The sequence below is a fragment of the cyanobacterium endosymbiont of Epithemia turgida isolate EtSB Lake Yunoko genome, assembly GCF_000829235.1.
Taxonomy (GTDB): Bacteria; Cyanobacteriota; Cyanobacteriia; order Cyanobacteriales; family Microcystaceae; genus Rippkaea.
Map to the genome: position 1 here is coordinate 779,294 of NZ_AP012549.1, position 17,725 is coordinate 797,018.

Annotated in this window: 23 protein-coding genes; all 23 read left to right on the forward strand. The window is 38.2% G+C overall.

The features are described 5' to 3' along the window. Positions 1–6 precede the first annotated feature (6 nt). On the forward strand, positions 7–375 hold the full coding sequence (gene rplN / locus ETSB_RS02325; protein ID WP_044106032.1) for a 50S ribosomal protein L14: 369 nt from the start codon (positions 7–9) through the stop codon (positions 373–375). Then, on the forward strand, positions 376–726 hold the full coding sequence (gene rplX / locus ETSB_RS02330) for a 50S ribosomal protein L24 (protein ID WP_044106033.1): 351 nt from the start codon (positions 376–378) through the stop codon (positions 724–726). Positions 727–829: 103 nt separating this feature from the next. After that, positions 830–1,372 carry a 50S ribosomal protein L5 gene (rplE, locus tag ETSB_RS02335; protein WP_044106034.1) on the forward strand — a complete coding sequence of 181 codons (543 nt, stop codon included), beginning with the start codon at positions 830–832 and terminating at the stop codon, positions 1,370–1,372. 91 nt (positions 1,373–1,463) lie between these two features. After that, positions 1,464–1,865: a 30S ribosomal protein S8 gene (gene rpsH, locus ETSB_RS02340; protein WP_044106036.1), complete on the forward strand. Its 402-nt coding sequence runs from the start codon at positions 1,464–1,466 to the stop codon at positions 1,863–1,865. 48 nt (positions 1,866–1,913) lie between these two features. Beyond that, on the forward strand, positions 1,914–2,462 hold the full coding sequence (rplF, locus tag ETSB_RS02345; RefSeq protein WP_044106037.1) for a 50S ribosomal protein L6: 549 nt from the start codon (positions 1,914–1,916) through the stop codon (positions 2,460–2,462). 2 nt (positions 2,463–2,464) lie between these two features. Next, positions 2,465–2,827, forward strand: a complete 363-nt coding sequence (rplR, locus tag ETSB_RS02350) for a 50S ribosomal protein L18 (RefSeq protein ID WP_044106038.1) — start codon at positions 2,465–2,467, stop codon at positions 2,825–2,827. 38 nt (positions 2,828–2,865) lie between these two features. Further along, positions 2,866–3,387, forward strand: a complete 522-nt coding sequence (rpsE, locus tag ETSB_RS02355) for a 30S ribosomal protein S5 (protein ID WP_044106039.1) — start codon at positions 2,866–2,868, stop codon at positions 3,385–3,387. A 77-nt stretch (positions 3,388–3,464) separates the two neighbouring features. Then, positions 3,465–3,911, forward strand: coding sequence for a 50S ribosomal protein L15 (gene rplO / locus ETSB_RS02360; RefSeq protein WP_044106040.1), 447 nt, complete (start codon positions 3,465–3,467; stop codon positions 3,909–3,911). A gap of 78 nt (positions 3,912–3,989) precedes the next feature. Beyond that, a complete protein-coding gene (secY, locus tag ETSB_RS02365) occupies positions 3,990–5,306 on the forward strand; it encodes a preprotein translocase subunit SecY (protein ID WP_044106041.1) in 1,317 nt (438 codons plus the stop codon). Positions 5,307–5,389: 83 nt separating this feature from the next. Next, complete coding sequence (locus ETSB_RS02370) at positions 5,390–5,953, forward strand: adenylate kinase (RefSeq protein ID WP_044106042.1); 564 nt, start codon at positions 5,390–5,392, stop codon at positions 5,951–5,953. Positions 5,954–6,125: 172 nt separating this feature from the next. Then, the gene (gene infA / locus ETSB_RS02375) at positions 6,126–6,353 is read left to right on the forward strand and encodes a translation initiation factor IF-1 (protein WP_044107563.1); all 228 of its coding nucleotides are present in this window, start codon (positions 6,126–6,128) and stop codon (positions 6,351–6,353) included. Positions 6,354–6,469: 116 nt separating this feature from the next. Beyond that, on the forward strand, positions 6,470–6,583 hold the full coding sequence (rpmJ, locus tag ETSB_RS09130; RefSeq protein ID WP_084220176.1) for a 50S ribosomal protein L36: 114 nt from the start codon (positions 6,470–6,472) through the stop codon (positions 6,581–6,583). Positions 6,584–6,654: 71 nt separating this feature from the next. Further along, positions 6,655–7,038 (forward strand): 30S ribosomal protein S13, encoded by a 384-nt coding sequence (gene rpsM, locus ETSB_RS02380; RefSeq protein WP_044106043.1) that lies wholly within the window; start codon positions 6,655–6,657, stop codon positions 7,036–7,038. A 48-nt stretch (positions 7,039–7,086) separates the two neighbouring features. Then, positions 7,087–7,479 carry a 30S ribosomal protein S11 gene (gene rpsK, locus ETSB_RS02385; protein ID WP_044106045.1) on the forward strand — a complete coding sequence of 131 codons (393 nt, stop codon included), beginning with the start codon at positions 7,087–7,089 and terminating at the stop codon, positions 7,477–7,479. 98 nt (positions 7,480–7,577) lie between these two features. Beyond that, on the forward strand, positions 7,578–8,522 hold the full coding sequence (locus ETSB_RS02390; RefSeq protein ID WP_044107565.1) for a DNA-directed RNA polymerase subunit alpha: 945 nt from the start codon (positions 7,578–7,580) through the stop codon (positions 8,520–8,522). Between the two features lie 58 nt (positions 8,523–8,580). Further along, positions 8,581–8,931: a 50S ribosomal protein L17 gene (gene rplQ / locus ETSB_RS02395; protein WP_044106046.1), complete on the forward strand. Its 351-nt coding sequence runs from the start codon at positions 8,581–8,583 to the stop codon at positions 8,929–8,931. A 27-nt stretch (positions 8,932–8,958) separates the two neighbouring features. Beyond that, positions 8,959–9,849, forward strand: a complete 891-nt coding sequence (gene truA / locus ETSB_RS02400) for a tRNA pseudouridine(38-40) synthase TruA (RefSeq protein WP_044106047.1) — start codon at positions 8,959–8,961, stop codon at positions 9,847–9,849. A 39-nt stretch (positions 9,850–9,888) separates the two neighbouring features. Further along, positions 9,889–10,347, forward strand: a complete 459-nt coding sequence (rplM, locus tag ETSB_RS02405; RefSeq protein ID WP_044106049.1) for a 50S ribosomal protein L13 — start codon at positions 9,889–9,891, stop codon at positions 10,345–10,347. Next, positions 10,347–10,760 carry a 30S ribosomal protein S9 gene (gene rpsI, locus ETSB_RS02410; RefSeq protein WP_044106051.1) on the forward strand — a complete coding sequence of 138 codons (414 nt, stop codon included), beginning with the start codon at positions 10,347–10,349 and terminating at the stop codon, positions 10,758–10,760. The genes rplM and rpsI overlap by 1 nt, the downstream gene beginning before the upstream one ends. A 50-nt stretch (positions 10,761–10,810) precedes the next feature. Continuing rightward, positions 10,811–11,068 (forward strand): 50S ribosomal protein L31, encoded by a 258-nt coding sequence (gene rpmE, locus ETSB_RS02415; RefSeq protein WP_044106052.1) that lies wholly within the window; start codon positions 10,811–10,813, stop codon positions 11,066–11,068. 589 nt (positions 11,069–11,657) lie between these two features. Beyond that, the gene (gene prfA / locus ETSB_RS02420; RefSeq protein ID WP_044106054.1) at positions 11,658–12,770 is read left to right on the forward strand and encodes a peptide chain release factor 1; all 1,113 of its coding nucleotides are present in this window, start codon (positions 11,658–11,660) and stop codon (positions 12,768–12,770) included. A gap of 1,140 nt (positions 12,771–13,910) precedes the next feature. Further along, positions 13,911–14,861: a cation diffusion facilitator family transporter gene (locus tag ETSB_RS02425; RefSeq protein ID WP_044106055.1), complete on the forward strand. Its 951-nt coding sequence runs from the start codon at positions 13,911–13,913 to the stop codon at positions 14,859–14,861. Between the two features lie 66 nt (positions 14,862–14,927). Continuing rightward, complete coding sequence (locus tag ETSB_RS02430) at positions 14,928–17,615, forward strand: trans-splicing intein-formed DNA polymerase III subunit alpha N-terminal partner DnaE-N (RefSeq protein WP_044106056.1); 2,688 nt, start codon at positions 14,928–14,930, stop codon at positions 17,613–17,615. Positions 17,616–17,725 lie beyond the last annotated feature (110 nt).

The window sequence follows — 17,725 nt, forward strand, 5'->3', positions numbered from 1 at the left end:
AGCCCTGTGATTCAACAGCAAACTTATCTAAATGTCGCTGATAATAGTGGCGCTCGCAAGTTAATGTGTTTGCGAGTCTTAGGAACTGGAAACAGTACCTACGGCAGGATTGGCGATGTCATTATTGCTGTCGTCAAAGACGCCATCCCTAACATGCCAATCAAACGGTCTGATATTGTCAGAGCCGTTATTGTGCGGACTCGTCAAGCACAAAAACGGGCAACCGGTATGAGTATTCGATTTGACGACAATGCCGCTGTTATCGTCAATGACGATGGTAATCCGAGAGGAACCCGTGTTTTTGGACCAGTTGCGCGGGAACTGCGCGATAAAAACTTTACCAAAATCATTTCTCTGGCTCCGGAGGTAATCTAAATGAGTAATAAAAAAAACCAAAAGCTCCAACGGTATAGAATGCACCTCAAAACAGGCGACACCGTTCAAGTGATTTCTGGTCGAGATAAAGGAAAGGTTGGGCAAATTATTAAAACCAATCCCAAGACCAGTAAAGTCCTTATTCAAGGAGTTAATGTGAGAACAAAGCACGTTAAATCTCGGCAGGAAGGAGAATCTGGGCAAATTACTACTTTTGAAGCCCCGATTCACAGTTCTAACGTTATGTTGTATTCCACCAAAGAAAAAGTTGCCAGCCGAATTTGTTACACCTTCACAGAAGAGGGACGTAAAGTACGGATGCTTAAGAAAACTGGGGAAATTATTGACTAAGATGAGGAAAAATCGATTATCATCCCTGGATAGTTAACCCGTTCCTTAATTAATGATCAATTCCTTCCCTGACCAAGCCCAGGGAAATGAAGGATAAAATACCATGACTCAACGCCTGAAAATTTTTTATCAAAACACCATTGTCCCAAAACTCAAAGAACAGTTTGGGTACAAAAATCTTCATCAAGTTCCTAAAGTAGTTAAAATCACCGTCAATAGAGGATTAGGAGAGGCATCTCAAAATGCTAAAGCTCTAGAATCTTCCATTAGTGAACTGTCTACTATCACCGGACAAAAACCCGTTGTTACCCGAGCGAAAAAAGCAATCGCTGGCTTTAAAATTCGTGAAGGAATGCCTGTCGGGGTCATGGTTACCCTGCGGTCAGAGCGAATGTATTCCTTCTTGGATCGTCTGATTAACCTAGCTTTGCCTCGGATTCGAGACTTTCGTGGTATCAGTGATAAAAGCTTCGATGGGCGAGGTAACTATAGTTTAGGAATCCGCGAACAACTTATCTTTCCTGAAATTGACTATGACGCCATCGACCAAATTCGGGGGATGGATGTCTCAATTATTACTACAGCAAAGACTGATGAAGAAGGACTCACTTTACTCAGAGAAATGGGAATGCCCTTCCGCAAGTAGTCACCATATTACTCCGCTTTATACGGAGCCTGCCTGCTAGTAACTGTTGGTTAATCAGCGACTTTATAGGAGAAATTCACCTTAAGCAATAATGGCACCTAACGACACTATCTCAGATATGCTAACTCGCATCCGCAATGCTTGTGCCGTCCGGCATTCTACCACCCAAGTGCCGACCACAAAAATGACCCGTAGCATTGCTCAAGTTCTCAAAAAAGAGGGCTTCATTGAAGACTTCGAAGAAACAGGAGAAGGAGTGAAACAATTTCTTCTCCTGACTCTCAAGTACAAAGACAAAAGCCGTCAACCCATTATTAGTATGCTTAAGCGGGCAAGTAAACCAGGGCTACGAGTCTACTCTAAGCGAAAAGACTTGCCTCGAGTACTTGGCGGCATTGGTATTGCAATCATTTCTACCTCCAAAGGAGTTATGACTGACCGAGAAGCAAGACGTCAAAACGTGGGTGGCGAAATTTTATGCTACATCTGGTAGCGTTTTCAGTAAATAGTAAATAAGAACTGATAACTGGTAATTAAACCTATGTCTCGTATTGGTAAACGCCCCATTCTCATTCCTAATAAAGTCACTATTGAGATTAACGGGCAATATGTGGCAGCTAAAGGACCTAAAGGATCGTTGGATCTCACCCTTTCGGAAAAAATCAAAGTATTTCAAGAGTCGGACACCCTGGTGATAGAACGAGCTGATAATTCTCGGACTGCAAAAGAGCGTCACGGACTTAGCCGCACTCTTATTGCCAATATGGTTGAGGGAGTATTTAAAGGCTTTGAAAAACGTCTCAGTATCCAAGGGGTCGGCTATCGAGCTCAAACCCAAGGAAGTAAAATTATTCTGAATGTAGGCTACAGTAAACCCGTTGAAATGATTGTACCTCAAGGCATTCAAGTCGTAGTTGAAAACAACACTCAAGTGGTGGTTAGTGGCATCGATAAAGAAATTGTGGGCAACGTTGCAGCCCAGATTCGTGCTGTCCGTCCCCCAGAAGTTTATAAAGGCAAAGGCATTCGCTATCTGGGCGAGTTTGTCAGACGTAAGGCAGGTAAGGCAGGTAAGGCAGGTAAAAAATAAATATGAAACTTACGCGTAGACAATCAGCTCAACGTCGCCATCGGCGGATTCGCAAAAAAGTCAGCGGCACGACTGAGTGCCCCCGTCTGGCAATTTTCCGTTCCAATCAGCATATCTATGCTCAAGTTATTGATGATATAGCTCAGCAAACTTTAGCCGCCGCCTCGACCTTAGAACTAGATTTAAGACAATCTTTGTCTTCAGGGGCTAATTGTGAAGCATCAGTCGCAGTAGGCAAATTGATTGCTCAACGGACTATCGATAAGGGAATTGAACAAGTCGTCTTTGATCGAGGGGGAAATCTTTACCATGGACGAGTTAAAGCATTGGCAGATGCAGCCCGTGAAGCTGGATTACAGTTTTAAATATAACGAACTAATATCTCAATGTAAGAGTATAAATTATGGTAAAGCGTCGTAAAGGCAGCCGAACAAAAGCGAAAGAGACCAACTGGCAAGAACGGGTAATTCAAATTCGCCGGGTCAGTAAAGTTGTTAAAGGCGGTAAAAAATTGAGTTTTCGTGCTATCGTCGTCGTTGGCAATGAAAATGGACAAGTCGGCGTCGGCGTTGGCAAAGCTGGGGATGTTATTGGGGCAGTTCGTAAAGGAGTCGCTGATGGCAAGAAACAACTAATAGAAGTATCTTTGAACAAAGCTGACTCCATTACCCATATTGCTAAAGGTATTTCTGGAGGAGCTAAAGTTGTTGTTAGACCTGCTGCCCCAGGTACAGGGGTAATTGCTGGAGGAGCTGTACGTACCGTTTTGGAATTAGCAGGGGTGAAAAATATTCTTGCTAAACAACTTGGCTCAAGTAATCCTCTTAACAATGCTAGGGCCGTGATTAACGCTCTTGAGGGGATCCGGACTTTCTCTGATGTAGCCCAGGAGAGGGGGGTTCCCCTAGAATATCTTTACAGCTAATCCCTAAACTCAAATGGATTATCAAGGTGTAAGGAAGAATGAGTGCCTAAACATTAAACGTCTAAAACAAAAAAATTATGAGAATTCATGAAATAACCCCAAAAGAAGGCTCCAAAAGACGCCGTCGTCGCTCTGGGCGTGGAATTTCTGCTGGAAAAGGGGCAAGTTGTGGCTTTGGAATGCGGGGGCAAAAGTCACGATCAGGAACAGGTACAAAACCCGGATTTGAAGGTGGACAGATGCCTCTTTATCGCCGTGTTCCCAAATTAAAACACTTTTCTATAGTTAATCCCCATAACTACACCATTATTAACGTGGGTAAATTAAATTCTCTGTCACCTCAGACCGAGGTTACCCTAGAGAGTTTGATTGAACAAAGAGTTATTACGAGTAATGATGGTCCATTAAAGGTGTTGGGAAATGGAAATCTAGAGAAATCTTTAACAATCCAAGCAGCGGCTTTCACCAAAACTGCTAAAGAAAAAATAGAAGCAGCTGGAGGAAGTTGGAAAGAGTTATATTGAAATAATACCCCAAAAACACCGAAAACGATTAACAATTGATAAGTAATAATTGATCATTGATAACTGAGGTAGCCATTAATGGTTGTCAGTCGAGATAAAACGCCTACAGCACAAGAGACATTTTTACAAATGGCTCAAGCCGCCGGTCTTAGAGGTCGGCTCTTGATCACCATTGGATTATTGATTTTAATTCGTTTTGGCATTTTTATTCCTATTCCAGGAATTGATCGTGAAGCCTTTGCCGCCGCTATTAGTAATAGTCCTATTTTAGGTTTTTTAGATATTTTTACAGGAGGAGGAATTGCCGCTTTAGGAATCTTTGCCTTAGGAATTCTCCCGTTTATTAATGCCTCTATTATTATGCAGTTATTAACGGCTGCTATCCCTGTTTTGGAAGATTTACAAAAAAATGAAGGAGAAGCAGGAAGGCGTAAAATTTCTCAGATCACTCGCTACGTCGCCCTAGGTTGGTGTATTGTCCAGAGTTCAGGCATTACTATTGGTTTGTTGAGACAGTATGCTCTTAATGACCAATTTTGGTTTGTCCCTGAAACAGTTTTGGCTCTAACAGCTGGTTCGATGTTCGTCATGTGGGTGTCAGAAATTATCACAGAACGAGGCATTGGCAATGGAGCATCCTTATTGATTTTCGTTAATATTGTTGCAAGTTTACCGAGAACTTTGGGGAATACTATAGATTATGCCCAAACAGGCGGTCAACAAGCTGTAGCCCAAGTTGTAATTCTTTTGCTAGTATTTCTGATTATGATTGTGGGAATTGTGTTTGTTCAAGAAGGAACCAGACGCATTCCCATTATTTCAGCTCGTCGTCAGGTAGGACGAAGATTATACAGAGAAAGAACTAGTTATTTACCTCTACGGTTAAATCAAGGTGGAGTAATGCCGATTATTTTTGCTTCTGCCGTTTTGATTTTACCCCAGTCTTTAGCAGGATTTTTTGGTAACCAAGGACCAGTTAGTCAGGTGTTGGTACAAATTGCTAATACGTTACGTCCTGGAACTTGGACTTATATTGGAGTCTACTCATTGTTAATTCTGTTTTTTAGTTACTTCTATGCTTCCCTAATCATGAACCCTGAAGATGTCTCTAAAAATCTTAAGAAAATGGGGGCAAGTATTCCAGGAATTCGCCCAGGAAATAAAACTAAACAGTATTTAGAAGGAGTTCTTAACCGTTTGACTTTCCTAGGAGCCGTATTTTTGAGCATTGTCGCAACTGTTCCTACTTTAGTTGAAGGAGCAACTGGAGTTACAACTTTCCGGGGACTAGGAGCAACTTCTCTCTTAATTTTAGTAGGGGTCGCCATTGATACTGCTAAACAAATCCAAACTTATGTCATCTCTCAAAGATATGAGGGAATGATTAAACAGTAGATAATATAGGGAATAAGGAAGTTTAATTACTCTCAGTCCCTATTTCTCATCAAGTCTAACTAACTTTAAGACAAACAATAGCTATGAGTCATGCAAAGGGATTAATTTTTTTAGGACCACCAGGTTCAGGAAAAGGAACCCAAGCCCAACTTTTATCAGAACAATTAACAATTCCTCATATTTCGACCGGAGAAATGTTAAGAGAAGCAATCTCTAAAAAGACAAAATTAGGGAAAAGAGTTCAATATTACGTTAACAAGGGGGAGTTAGTGCCTGATGAGTTACTGTTAAACTTGATTAGAGAACGACTTAACCAAGACGATGTCCAAAGTGGATGGATTTTAGATGGGTTTCCCCGAAATGTTTCTCAGGCAACTTTTTTGGATAAACTATTACTAGAATTTAGAAAATTTTCGGAACAAGCTATTAATTTAGAAGTGTCTGATAATAAACTTGTTGAACGGCTTCTGTTAAGAGGTCGCGAGGATGATAATGAAGAAACTATTCGTCGTCGATTAGAAGTTTACCGAGAGAAAACAAAGCCGGTTATTGATTATTATCAACAACAATGTCGACTTACTTCTGTGGATGGAAACCTCCCACTAGAACAGGTAACCGCTTCTTTGAAAGAAGTTATCACTACTTAATTTAGTGACGTAGTTGACCAGAAATCGACGAATCCCTCGACCTTAAAATTTCTGATAAAATAGGCGGAGAGTGGTTTATAAGGCTTATACGTCAGACGGCTTAAACTTACCTATTCCTAGCTCAGATCTCTACCTAATCCTTTTCCAAAAGTACCATTTGAGGCTTAATCTTTTGTCCAAACAAGATTTAATTGAAATGGAGGGAACAGTAATAGAATCCCTCCCTAATGCTATGTTTAGAGTTGATCTTGATAACGGGTTTAATGTATTAGCTCACATTTCAGGAAAAATACGCCGTAATTATATTAAAATTCTGCCAGGTGATCGCGTGAAGGTTGAATTGACCCCTTACGACTTAACTAAAGGAAGAATTACTTATCGGCTAAAAACTAAAAAATAAATAGTTAGTAGACTGAAGCTCGATAACAATTCCTTAAAAAATTCGTTAGACTAGCTAAATTTAAAGATAATTATTGCTACAATAGTAAGCTTGCAGTCGAAGCTTTAAAAACCAAAATGAAAGTTAGAGCATCAGTGAAGAAAATGTGTGACAAATGTCGGGTTATCCGACGGCGTGGGCGGGTGATGGTACTTTGTACCAATCCTAAACACAAGCAACGTCAAGGTTAGTCGTTGTCGTTACACGAGAGTGAAACAATTTCTAGAAATGCAAACAGCAATATTATAGAGGGAGAAAAAACGTGGCAAGGATAGCTGGTGTAGACCTGCCTCGGGATAAACGAGTGGAGATTGGGCTAACTTATTTATTTGGCATTGGTTTATCGAGGTCTCAAAAGATTTTAGCAGAAACAGGGGTTAGTCCCGATACTCGAGTTATAGATTTAAGTGATGAAGACGTTGCTAGTCTACGTGCTTATATCGAAGCGAACTGTCAAATCGAAGGGGATTTGAGACGTTGGGAGGCAATGAATATAAAGCGTTTGGCGGATATTGGAACCTATAGAGGCCGTCGTCATCGTCAAGGGCTGCCAGTGCGTGGACAACGGACTAGGACCAATGCCCGTACTCGTCGCGGTAGAAGACTTACCGTTGCTGGTAAGAAAAAAGTCCCCTCTAAAAAATAATGAGTTTCTATTGGTAATTGAGTTAGACAGAAAATTCAGTAAAGAACTATGGCGCGACCAACAAAAAAAAGCGGTGCAAAGAAACAGAAGAAGAATGTTCCTAATGGCACTGCTCACATCCAATCTACCTTCAATAATACTATCGTTACCATTGCTGATACAAAAGGTGACGTCGTTTCTTGGGCATCAGCTGGTTCAAGCGGTTTTAAGGGTGCGAAGAAAGGAACTCCCTTTGCGGCACAGACCGCGGCCGATTCAGCCGCTCGACGAGCAATTGATCATGGAATGCGGCAAATTGAGGTCATGGTCAGTGGGCCAGGAGCAGGACGTGAAACAGCTATTCGTGCTCTTCAAGGCGCAGGGCTGGAAATTACTCTTATTCGGGATGTTACCCCTATACCTCACAACGGCTGTCGTCCACCAAAAAGACGTCGAGTTTAGCCAGCAGTTATAAACTTTCAGAAAAGTAAAAAGTTGGCGTTAAACAAGGCACGAATCCGTGTCGTAGGGGCATTTGACAATGAAGGGAGGTCATGGTCGTGGCGCAGTTTCAAATTGAGTGTGTTGAGTCTAAGACTCAGAAAAATCAAAGTCAATATAGTAAGTTTGCCCTAGAGCCTCTAGAAAGAGGACAAGGAACGACAATGGGTAATGCTCTGAGGCGAGTATTACTATCTAATTTAGAGGGAACATCGGTCACGGCGATTCGCATTGCGGGAGTTAACCACGAGTTTGCTACCATCCCAGGGGTTAGAGAGGATGTATTAGAAATCATGTTAAACATGAAGGAAATTGTCCTTAAAAGTTATAGTGATAAGCCGCAAATTGGCCGCCTGGTAGCAAGAGGAGAAGCTACGGTAACTGCGGCAAATTTTGAGTTACCCTCAGAAGTGGAAGCTGTTGATCCAACCCAGTACATTGCTACCCTGACAGAAGGGGCAAAGTTGGAGATGGAATTTCGAGTAGAAAGAGGAACCGGATATAAGGGAATTTCCCGCCACAAAGATGAATCTTCTTCTCTGGATTTCTTGCAGATCGATGCAGTTTTTATGCCGGTCACCAAAGTTAATTATAGTGTAGAAGACATTAGGGGAGATGGGGCTGAGCCTAAAGACAGACTGATTTTAGAGATCTGGACGAATGGTAGTTTTAATCCAAAAGATGCTCTTTCCGAAGCAGCAGAGATTGTAGTAGATTTATTTAGTCCTCTTAAAGATCTTAATCAACTTGAAACTAGTTCTCCTGATTATCAAGATGACGACAATCCTCAAAGTCAGATTCCTATTGAAGAACTACAACTTTCGGTGCGAGCTTACAATTGTCTAAAAAGGGCACAGATAAATACAGTTGCAGATTTATTGGATTATAGTCAAGAGGACCTTCTCGAAATTAAGAATTTTGGGCAGAAGTCTGCTGAAGAAGTGATTGAAGCTTTACAAAAACGGTTGGGCATTACTTTACCTCAGGAAAAAACTAAACCTTGATCTAAGTCCTCAAATTTGACTTATTACATTACAATTTACTTTAGGAGGAGTAAAAATCATGCGCCATCAATGTCGCGTTCCCCAACTGGGAAAGCCAGCAGACCAACGGAAAGCTTTGTTAAGATCACTCACAACAGAGCTAATCCGTCACGGTCAAATTACAACTACTAAAACTCGAGCCAAAGCAGTGCGCTCTAAGGTGGAAAAAATGATTACCTTAGCAAAAGACGGCTCTTTAGCAGCTAGACGTAGAGCAATAGGATATATATACGATAAACAGTTAGTTCATGCCCTATTTGCAGAGGCCAAAGAGCGCTATAGTGATCGCAATGGGGGTTACACTCGAGTTGCCCGAACTCTGCGTCGTCGCGGAGATAATGCAGAAATGGCTATTATTGAACTCGTCTAAAGTGTTTTAAAATTTGTTATCGAGTTTATGAAGCGAACCCAACCACTAGAAAAACAACGAGTTGCCCTAGTTATTCAATACCTGGGCAGTTGCTTTCATGGTTGGCAATGGCAGCCCAAACGACGAACGGTTCAAGCTGAGATCGAAGCAGCAATTATCCAAGTCCTTGAAACCAAAGTTACCTTATACGGTGCAGGACGAACAGATGCAGGAGTTCACGCAGCCGCTCAGGTAGCTCACTTCGACTGTTATAGTCCCATTCCCGCCACTCGATGGGCAGAGATTCTCAATTCTCGTCTACCCGAAGATATTCTCATCCGAGCCTCAGCCCTTGTTACCGAAAACTGGCACGCTCGTTTTTCAGCTCGATGGCGACGCTATCGCTATACTCTATATACTGACAAACAGCCAAACCTATTTGTAAAACCCTTCAGTTGGCACTATTATCATTCGCCTTTGAATGAATCTTTGATGAACACAGCTCTTAAACCCTTGATGGGAAAACATCATTTAGCAGCCTTTTGTCGTACAGGTTCCCAGCGTGATCATTGTTGGGTTGAGATTCAAGCAGCTCATTGTTACCGACAGGGGCCATTTATTCATCTAGAAATTCAAGCCAACGGTTTTTTATATGGAATGGTGCGCTTATTAGTAGGAATGTTAGTTGAGGTAGGAAATGGTAAGCGTTCTGCTGATAACTTTACCGATATCTGGATGAATCAACGAAGAGAAGAGGTTAAATATTCTGCCCCGGCTAAAGGACTATGCTTGCTAAGGGTAGGTTATCAAGATTGTCCTTTTCCCTATAGTGTTTGGTTCGATAACCAACCCTTTTTTGTATTTCATCAAAATTTTGAACCACAGTTTTCTGTGGCTGAGCAGCCTATAAATATGTGCCATCAGTTCCTAGAAAACTGAATAAAATAAACTTTCTTTTAATTACTAACTGAGTCCTCCATGAATAAAACCCTAACTTCAACCCTAGAAAATATTGAACATAAATGGTATGTTGTCGATGCAGCTAACCAACGTTTGGGGCGTTTCGCTTGTGAGATTGCAAAAGTTTTGCGGGGGAAAAATAAACCCACTTTTACTCCCCATATGGATACAGGAGATTTCATTATTGTAATCAATGCCGAAAAAGTTATGGTAACTGGTAGAAAAAACACCCAAAAACTCTACCGTCGTCATTCAGGTCGACCGGGGGGGATGAAAATAGAGACTTTTGAAAAGCTTCAAGCTCGTATTCCTGAGAGAATTGTCGAAAAAGCTGTCAAGGGAATGCTTCCAAAAAATGCTTTGGGTCGTAAGTTATTTACAAAACTCAAAGTTTACACCGGAGCGACCCATCCCCATCAGGCACAACATCCTGAATCACTTAATATTAATACTATTCCTAATGGAGGAAAAAATTGATGCAAGTTAATGCGCCTGAAGACAAAGTCGTTTATTGGGGCACTGGGCGTCGTAAATCAGCGATCGCAAGAGTTCGGTTAGTGCCTGGTAGTGGTGAACTTACCATTAACAAAAAACCTGGAGACATTTATTTTAACCGAATTGCTTCCTATATTCAGTCTATCAAAGCTCCGTTGGAAACCTTAGGGCTAGAAAATGACTATGATATTTTAGTCACTGCTCATGGAGGAGGGTTGACCGGTCAAGCGGATGCCGTCAAACTTGGAGTAGCGAGAGCTTTATGTGAGTTAGCTCCTGAAAATCGCCAACCTTTGAAAGTTGAAGGATATTTAACTCGTGATCCTAGGGCAAAGGAACGGAAGAAATACGGCTTACATAAAGCTCGTAAAGCGCATCAATACTCAAAACGGTAATCCACAATTTTTGTCAACAATCATTAGTAAATCATAGCAGAAGGAGTTTTATGGCTAAACCGAACATTCACCCTAGTTGGTACCCCGAATCGAAAGTATTTTGTAATGGGGAAGTTGTGATGACAGTAGGATCGACTCAACCCGAAATCAATGTGGAAGTTTGGTCGGGAAACCACCCTTTTTACACTGGAACTCAGAAGATGATCGATACGGAAGGACGAATTGATCGCTTCCAAAAACGGTATGGAAATATTGGTACAGGAGGCAATAGGAAATCTGAACAAACATCTGATGATTCTAAAAAATAGTAACGCGATTGATATTAGTGTCCCAGCATAAATTATGCTGGGTTCACAGTTTTTGAAATAAAGATAAAAAAATATGCTGTGTTTGGAATATTAGCGGTACCAAGTAAATTTTAAGTCAGATACTGTCAAAAATCATCAATTTAACTTTTTAAAGCTAAAAGAAATTTAATATACTAATCTATGAGTTATTAACAAATTTAGCTGTCTAGAAACTATCTGGTTAAGATTATTACAAAAAGATCCCTAGTCTATATTATTTTTCACTTACACTTAATGTATACATTTTTAGTGAGTAAAGAAACGATTTATCACTAGTATTTTTATTCCCCACAAGGGTAGACTGAAAATAATTCCATCCTAAAAAGTTAAATCAACAGCTGCCGTATACTCTAGTCGTATCATAAAAGTTTCACTTCAAACATAGTTAGTTTATTATGCATGCAAGAGAGAAACACTAAGAAAGTTTATAATTTTCAGTCTATTAAACGGATATCGTAATTCTTGAGTTAATTCAACCCGAGTTGAAAATAAATCCCTTAACATAATATTGTTATTGTTAAATTAGAAATATTAAAGTCAAGAGAATCCTATGGCTGAGTCTTATCTATTAGAAAAGTTACAATCTGTTGAACAAACCTATAAGGAGTTAACCTACCGTCTAGCAGATCCTGACATCGCTACCAACCCTGATGAACTTCAACGGGTAGCTAAGGCACGTTCATCTTTAGAAAAAACTGTTCTTACTTATGAGACTTGGAAAGAAACTCAAAAGGAGTTAACAGGGGCTAAACAGATTCTTAAAGATGCTGGAGGTGATCTCGACATGAGAGAAATGGCGTCCCTAGAGGTGGAGGAGTTACAAAAAAAGTTAGAATATTTAGAACAAAAATTAAAAATCCTGTTACTTCCTCGTGATCCTAACGATGACAAGAATATTATGCTAGAAATTCGCGCTGGTACTGGAGGAGATGAAGCCAGTATTTGGGCTGGAGATTTAGTGCGGATGTATTTTCGTTATGCAGAAGGTCAGAAATGGACGGTTAAGCTAGTGAGTGAGTCCCTCGCGGATATGGGTGGGTTTAAAGAAGTCATTCTTGAAATTAAAGGTGAACAAGTTTATAGCAAACTTAAATTTGAAGCCGGAGTTCATCGAGTACAACGCGTTCCTATGACAGAAGCGGGAGGACGGATTCACACTTCAACCGCAACGGTGGCAATTATGCCAGAAGTGGATGAAGTAGAAGTCGATATTGATCCTAAAGATATTGATATATCGACAGCACGTTCAGGGGGAGCAGGGGGACAGAATGTCAACAAGGTAGAAACGGCAGTAGATTTGTTTTATAAACCTTTGGGTATCCGTATCTTCTGTACGGAAGAGCGTTCGCAGCTACAAAATCGTGAACGGGCAATGCAAATTTTGCGGGCAAAGTTGTACGAAGTAAAGTTGCGGGAACAACAAAACGCTGTTAGTTCGATGCGTAAGTCTCAGGTAGGAACAGGGGCACGTTCTGAAAAAATTCGGACTTATAACTATAAAGACAATCGGATAACGGATCATCGTTTAGGTCAAAATTTTGCTCTTGGGGGGGTTTTGGAAGGAGATATTGAGGATATAATCCAAATTTGTATTAGTCAGGATCAACAGGAACGTTTAGAAGAATTAGCAGTTTCCCCAGAAATAGCTGAGGGAATCAATTAATCAGGTTGATAATGTCTAATTGTGATACAAATCACTCACTATCTTCACGCCGCCATTATTATTTCTAATTTAGAAAAATCTGAGTATTTTTATAGCTAACTTCTAAAATTTAAAATGGTTTATTTTATCCTTATGCCAGAGTTTAGTATCAATTAGAAGACTATCAACCTCAATATAAATTGTCGACAGTAATTTTGCTGCAATTTTATGCAATAAAGAGAAATTATACTGAAAACATCACATTACTTTGCGGTTGAAAATCTTAGTAAAACGATATGAAGGTTAGAAAGTGCTGATTATTCGATTAATGAAAATAGTTCGGAAAAAGTTATTTTTATTATCAGAAACTCTAATAGAAATTTGGTTTAAATTAGTAAATTCTAGAATACTTTTATAAATAAACATCAACAATAGAATCTGCTTATCCTACGGGATAATAATATTTATCCTTTATCTTTGTTAAAGACAGTATACATAACGTAGTCATTTCCTTAAGTATTAGGGACAAATAATACTCCCAAAGGTTTTTAAAAACCTGTATTTTACAGCCAATAATTAAGAAAGTAAAGTTGGTATATTTCAATATTTTTTAAATAAATAGTATTATATAACAATATTCAGTACGTAATATAAAGAAAAAAATACATGAATACTATATTTATTCGTTAAAAATAAAATTATTAAACACTAGTTAATATTTAAACATATCTCACTTTAAGTCTCTCTAGCAATCTTAATAAAGATTATATATATTTAGGCTAATAAGGACACGTGATTATTAGTTGATTTAAAACATACTATTTTTTGTTAATTTAAAAGAGGTTTTAAACATGCATTCATATTATTTTTTTTAAAAATAGCTACCAAGTAAACTATTCGTCAATTTATTTATAAATTTTATTTTTTAAACATACAAGTAAAAAAAGTTAAAAACCAAAAAAGTATAGAATCTATCATAAATCTATCAATCACTAAAATTAGATTAGTCATGGTCACTTATGGATTAAATTTCACTTTTTAAAATCATTAAATTTAGCTTAAAAGACGGACATTGCCACAAACTTTATATTTTTTAGAGAAAAAATAGTTATTACTGTTTTAGATTAAACTAGGTCAAATTGTATATCTAAGATCCTATAAATGACACGTCATTATCATCATACTAACTCTCACTATAAACAGCCTACTGCAAGTAATGGACATCATCATAATCCTACTAGTTACAATCGTGCCTTTGCGCTTGGGTTACTGCTTAATATAAGTTTTGTATTAATTGAGTTTATAGGAGGGTTTCTCTCCAACTCAATTGCCTTGACGGCGGATGCAGGACATAATTTAAGTGATGTTTTAGGGCTAATTTTAGCCTGGATAGCTAGTTTAGTCGCCGGCCGCCAACCATCAAGTCGAAAGACTTATGGTTGGCGAAAATCATCAATTCTAGCCGCATTTTTGAATGCAGTATCTTTATTACTAGTAACAGGAGGAATAGCTTGCGAGGCACTTGAGCGATTATTCTATCCTAGGGATGTGCAAGGTAGTCCAATTATTTGGATAGCAGCGATAGGTATTATTATTAATACTGGTACTGCCTTAATGTTTCTCTCCGGTCGTCGAAATGATATTAACATCAAGTCCGCATTCTCCCATATGATAGCCGATGCTATGCTATCGGTTGGGGTTGTTTTGGCAGGAATTGTAATTCTCCTAACCCATTGGTATTGGCTAGATCCAGCCTTTAGCTTAATTATTAGTATATTGATTATTGTCAACACCTGGCAACTGTTAAAAGAGTCTTTTCACTTAGTAGTTGATGGAGTTCCTACTAAAATTAATGAGCGTGCTGTTTACACTTATTTGTCTGAATTTCCAGGGGTAACTCAAATTCATGACTTACATATTTGGGGAATGAGTACCACAGAAACTGCCTTGACAGCACATTTGATTATTCCTCAAGGTCATCCAGGTGACAAATTTTTATTCCAAATTTGTCAGGAGTTACATAATAACTTTGGTATCGATCACTCAACAATACAAGTTGAATTAGGCGATTCACAATATCCTTGTATATTAGAACCAGCAGAGAAAGTTTAATAGAAAATAATCAAGATTTTTGATTTATAAACAATCAATTAAAAACCTATTTTTAAGGAGAATTGTATGTCTTTTGTTGGTTTACATATTCACAGTGAATATAGTCTACTTGATGGAGCGTCTCAACTCAATGCTTTAGTTGATCGTGCTTTGGAATTAGAAATGCCAGCTATTGCTCTAACTGATCATGGAGTAATGTATGGAGTGATCGAACTCATGAAAGTTTGCCGTAATAAAGGAATTAAACCAATTATCGGCAATGAAATGTATGTTATTAATGAAGATATTGAAGTTAATAAACGCCATAAAAGATATCATCAAGTTATCTTGGCTAAAAATACCCAAGGCTATAGAAATTTAGTAAAGTTAACCACTATATCTCACCTCAAGGGTATTCAGGGAAAGGGGATTTTTTCTCGCCCTTGTATTAATAAAAAATTATTAGAGCAATATCATGAAGGGTTAATTGTTACTAGTGCTTGTATAGGAGGGGAAATTCCTCAAAAAATTTTATCAGGAGATTTTAAAGAGGCTCAACGGATTGCTAAATGGTATCAAAAGTTGTTCAAAGATGATTTTTACTTAGAAATCCAAGATCATGGTTCACAAGAAGATCGGATTGTTAATCGAGAAATTATCAAAATTGCTGATGAATTAGACATTAAAATTATTGCAACTAATGACTCTCATTTTATCTCCTGCTATGACGTAGAAGCTCATGACGCATTACTTTGTATTCAAACACAAAAGTTAATTACAGAAGATAAACGGCTTAGATATAGTGGAACTGAATATCTTAAATCTGCAGAAGAAATGAGATTATTATTCCGAGATCATCTTCCTAAGAGTGTGATTGAAGACGCAATAAATAATACTTTAGAAGTTGCTAATAAAATTGAACATTATAAAAATATTTTTGGAGAACCTCGTATTCCTAATTATCCTGTTTCTTCAGGACATAATCCTGATAGTTATATTGAAAAAATAGCTTGGGAAGGGTTGATAGAAAGGCTAAAATGTCGTTCTCGTAAAGAAATCTCAGACAATTATAAGGAAAGATTAGGATATGAATTGAAAATGTTGCAAAAAATGGGATTTTCTAGTTATTTTTTAGTAGTTTGGGATTATATTAAATATGCAAGAGATCACAAAATTCCTGTGGGACCTGGAAGAGGATCTGCTGCAGGTTCTTTAGTTGCTTATTCTTTAAAAATAACTAATATAGATCCAGTTCATCACGGACTTTTATTTGAAAGATTTTTAAATCCTGAACGAAAATCTATGCCTGATATTGATACAGATTTCTGTATTGAAAGACGAGATGAAATGATTAAATATGTCACCGAAAAATATGGAGAAGCCAATGTTGCTCAAATTATTACTTTTAACCGCATGACTTCTAAAGCTGTTTTAAAAGATGTAGCTAGAGTGTTAAATATTCCCTATGCAGACTCCGATAAAATGGCGAAAATGATTCCAGTTTTACGTGGAAAACCCACTAAATTAAAAGCAATGATTTCTAATGAGACACCAGAGCCAAAATTTAAAGAAGCTTATGATAATCAAGAAGTAGATATTAAAGATGATAAAAAAAATGTGATTGGTAAAATCCCTGTGCGTAATTGGGTGGATATGGCAATTCGCATTGAAGGAACTAATAAGACCTTTGGAGTTCATGCTGCAGGTGTAGTTATTTCTTCTGAACCTTTAGACGAAATCGTACCTCTTCAAAGGAATAATGAAGGAGCAGTTATTACTCAGTATTTTATGGAAGATTTAGAGTCTCTAGGATTGTTAAAAATGGACTTTTTGGGGTTAAGAAATTTAACAACTATTCAGAAAACAGCAGATTTAATTAAGCAAAATAGAAATATAGACTTAGATTTAGATCAACTACCTTTAGAAGAAAGAAAAGCCTTACAAATCCTTGGTAAAGGAACTGCTAAAAAACTTCCCGATGATATAGACAAAACCTATAAACTTTTAGAAAGAGGGGACTTAGAAGGAATTTTTCAGTTAGAATCATCAGGAATGAAGCAGATCGTTAAAGAACTAAAACCATCAAAAATTGAAGATATTTCCGCTATTTTAGCTCTTTATCGTCCTGGTCCTTTGGATGCTGGACTTATTCCTAAATTTATTGCTCGTAAACATGGAAAAGAAGCGATTCAATATGAACATTTTTTATTAGAATCCATTCTTGAAGAAACCTATGCTGTCTTAGTTTATCAAGAACAAATCATGAAGATGGCGCAAGATTTAGCGGGTTATTCTTTAGGAGAAGCCGATTTATTACGTCGAGCAATGGGAAAAAAGAAAATCTCAGAAATGAAAAAGCATCGAGAGATTTTTATTGATGGAGCGACTAAAAATGGAGTTTCTAGTAATGTTGCAGAAAATTTATACGAACAAATGGTTAAGTTTGCGGAATATTGCTTAAGTTATGATACAGAAGTATTAACCGTCGAGTATGGAGCAATTCCCATCGGTAGAATGGTAGAGGAAAGTCTCGACTGTACTGTTTATACAGTAGACAAAAATGGTTTTGTTTACACTCAATCTATTCAACAATGGCATTCACGAGGTCAACAAGAAATATTTGAATATTGTTTTGAAGACGGTTCCATCATTCGAGCAACAAAAGACCATAAATTTATGACTGCCGAAGGAAAAATGTCTTCTATCCATGATATCTTCGAACAAGGATTAGAGTTGAAGAAAATTATACCCTGGTCCGGTGATAACAAAAGCTAGTCAAAAAGAAAACGATAATGAAAAGTTTTAGGGCTCTTCTAAACCGAGCAGCAAAGACTGACTGTATACTCTAAAACCTGTGAGGTAAAACAGGCAGCTTTTGTTTATTA

Coding starts and splice junctions, on each gene's coding strand:
- rpsK (WP_044106045.1), top strand. CDS start 7,087: ATGGCGCGACCAACAAAAAAAAGCGGTGCAAAGAAACAGAAGAAGAAT.
- rpsI (WP_044106051.1), top strand. CDS start 10,347: ATGCAAGTTAATGCGCCTGAAGACAAAGTCGTTTATTGGGGCACTGGG.
- rplF (WP_044106037.1), top strand. CDS start 1,914: ATGTCTCGTATTGGTAAACGCCCCATTCTCATTCCTAATAAAGTCACT.
- rpmE (WP_044106052.1), top strand. CDS start 10,811: ATGGCTAAACCGAACATTCACCCTAGTTGGTACCCCGAATCGAAAGTA.
- rpsH (WP_044106036.1), top strand. CDS start 1,464: ATGGCACCTAACGACACTATCTCAGATATGCTAACTCGCATCCGCAAT.
- prfA (WP_044106054.1), top strand. CDS start 11,658: ATGGCTGAGTCTTATCTATTAGAAAAGTTACAATCTGTTGAACAAACC.
- ETSB_RS02370 (WP_044106042.1), top strand. CDS start 5,390: ATGAGTCATGCAAAGGGATTAATTTTTTTAGGACCACCAGGTTCAGGA.
- rplX (WP_044106033.1), top strand. CDS start 376: ATGAGTAATAAAAAAAACCAAAAGCTCCAACGGTATAGAATGCACCTC.
- ETSB_RS02430 (WP_044106056.1), top strand. CDS start 14,928: ATGTCTTTTGTTGGTTTACATATTCACAGTGAATATAGTCTACTTGAT.
- ETSB_RS02425 (WP_044106055.1), top strand. CDS start 13,911: ATGACACGTCATTATCATCATACTAACTCTCACTATAAACAGCCTACT.
- rplO (WP_044106040.1), top strand. CDS start 3,465: ATGAGAATTCATGAAATAACCCCAAAAGAAGGCTCCAAAAGACGCCGT.
- rpsE (WP_044106039.1), top strand. CDS start 2,866: ATGGTAAAGCGTCGTAAAGGCAGCCGAACAAAAGCGAAAGAGACCAAC.
- secY (WP_044106041.1), top strand. CDS start 3,990: ATGGTTGTCAGTCGAGATAAAACGCCTACAGCACAAGAGACATTTTTA.
- rplR (WP_044106038.1), top strand. CDS start 2,465: ATGAAACTTACGCGTAGACAATCAGCTCAACGTCGCCATCGGCGGATT.
- rplE (WP_044106034.1), top strand. CDS start 830: ATGACTCAACGCCTGAAAATTTTTTATCAAAACACCATTGTCCCAAAA.
- rpmJ (WP_084220176.1), top strand. CDS start 6,470: ATGAAAGTTAGAGCATCAGTGAAGAAAATGTGTGACAAATGTCGGGTT.
- truA (WP_044106047.1), top strand. CDS start 8,959: ATGAAGCGAACCCAACCACTAGAAAAACAACGAGTTGCCCTAGTTATT.
- rplM (WP_044106049.1), top strand. CDS start 9,889: ATGAATAAAACCCTAACTTCAACCCTAGAAAATATTGAACATAAATGG.
- rplQ (WP_044106046.1), top strand. CDS start 8,581: ATGCGCCATCAATGTCGCGTTCCCCAACTGGGAAAGCCAGCAGACCAA.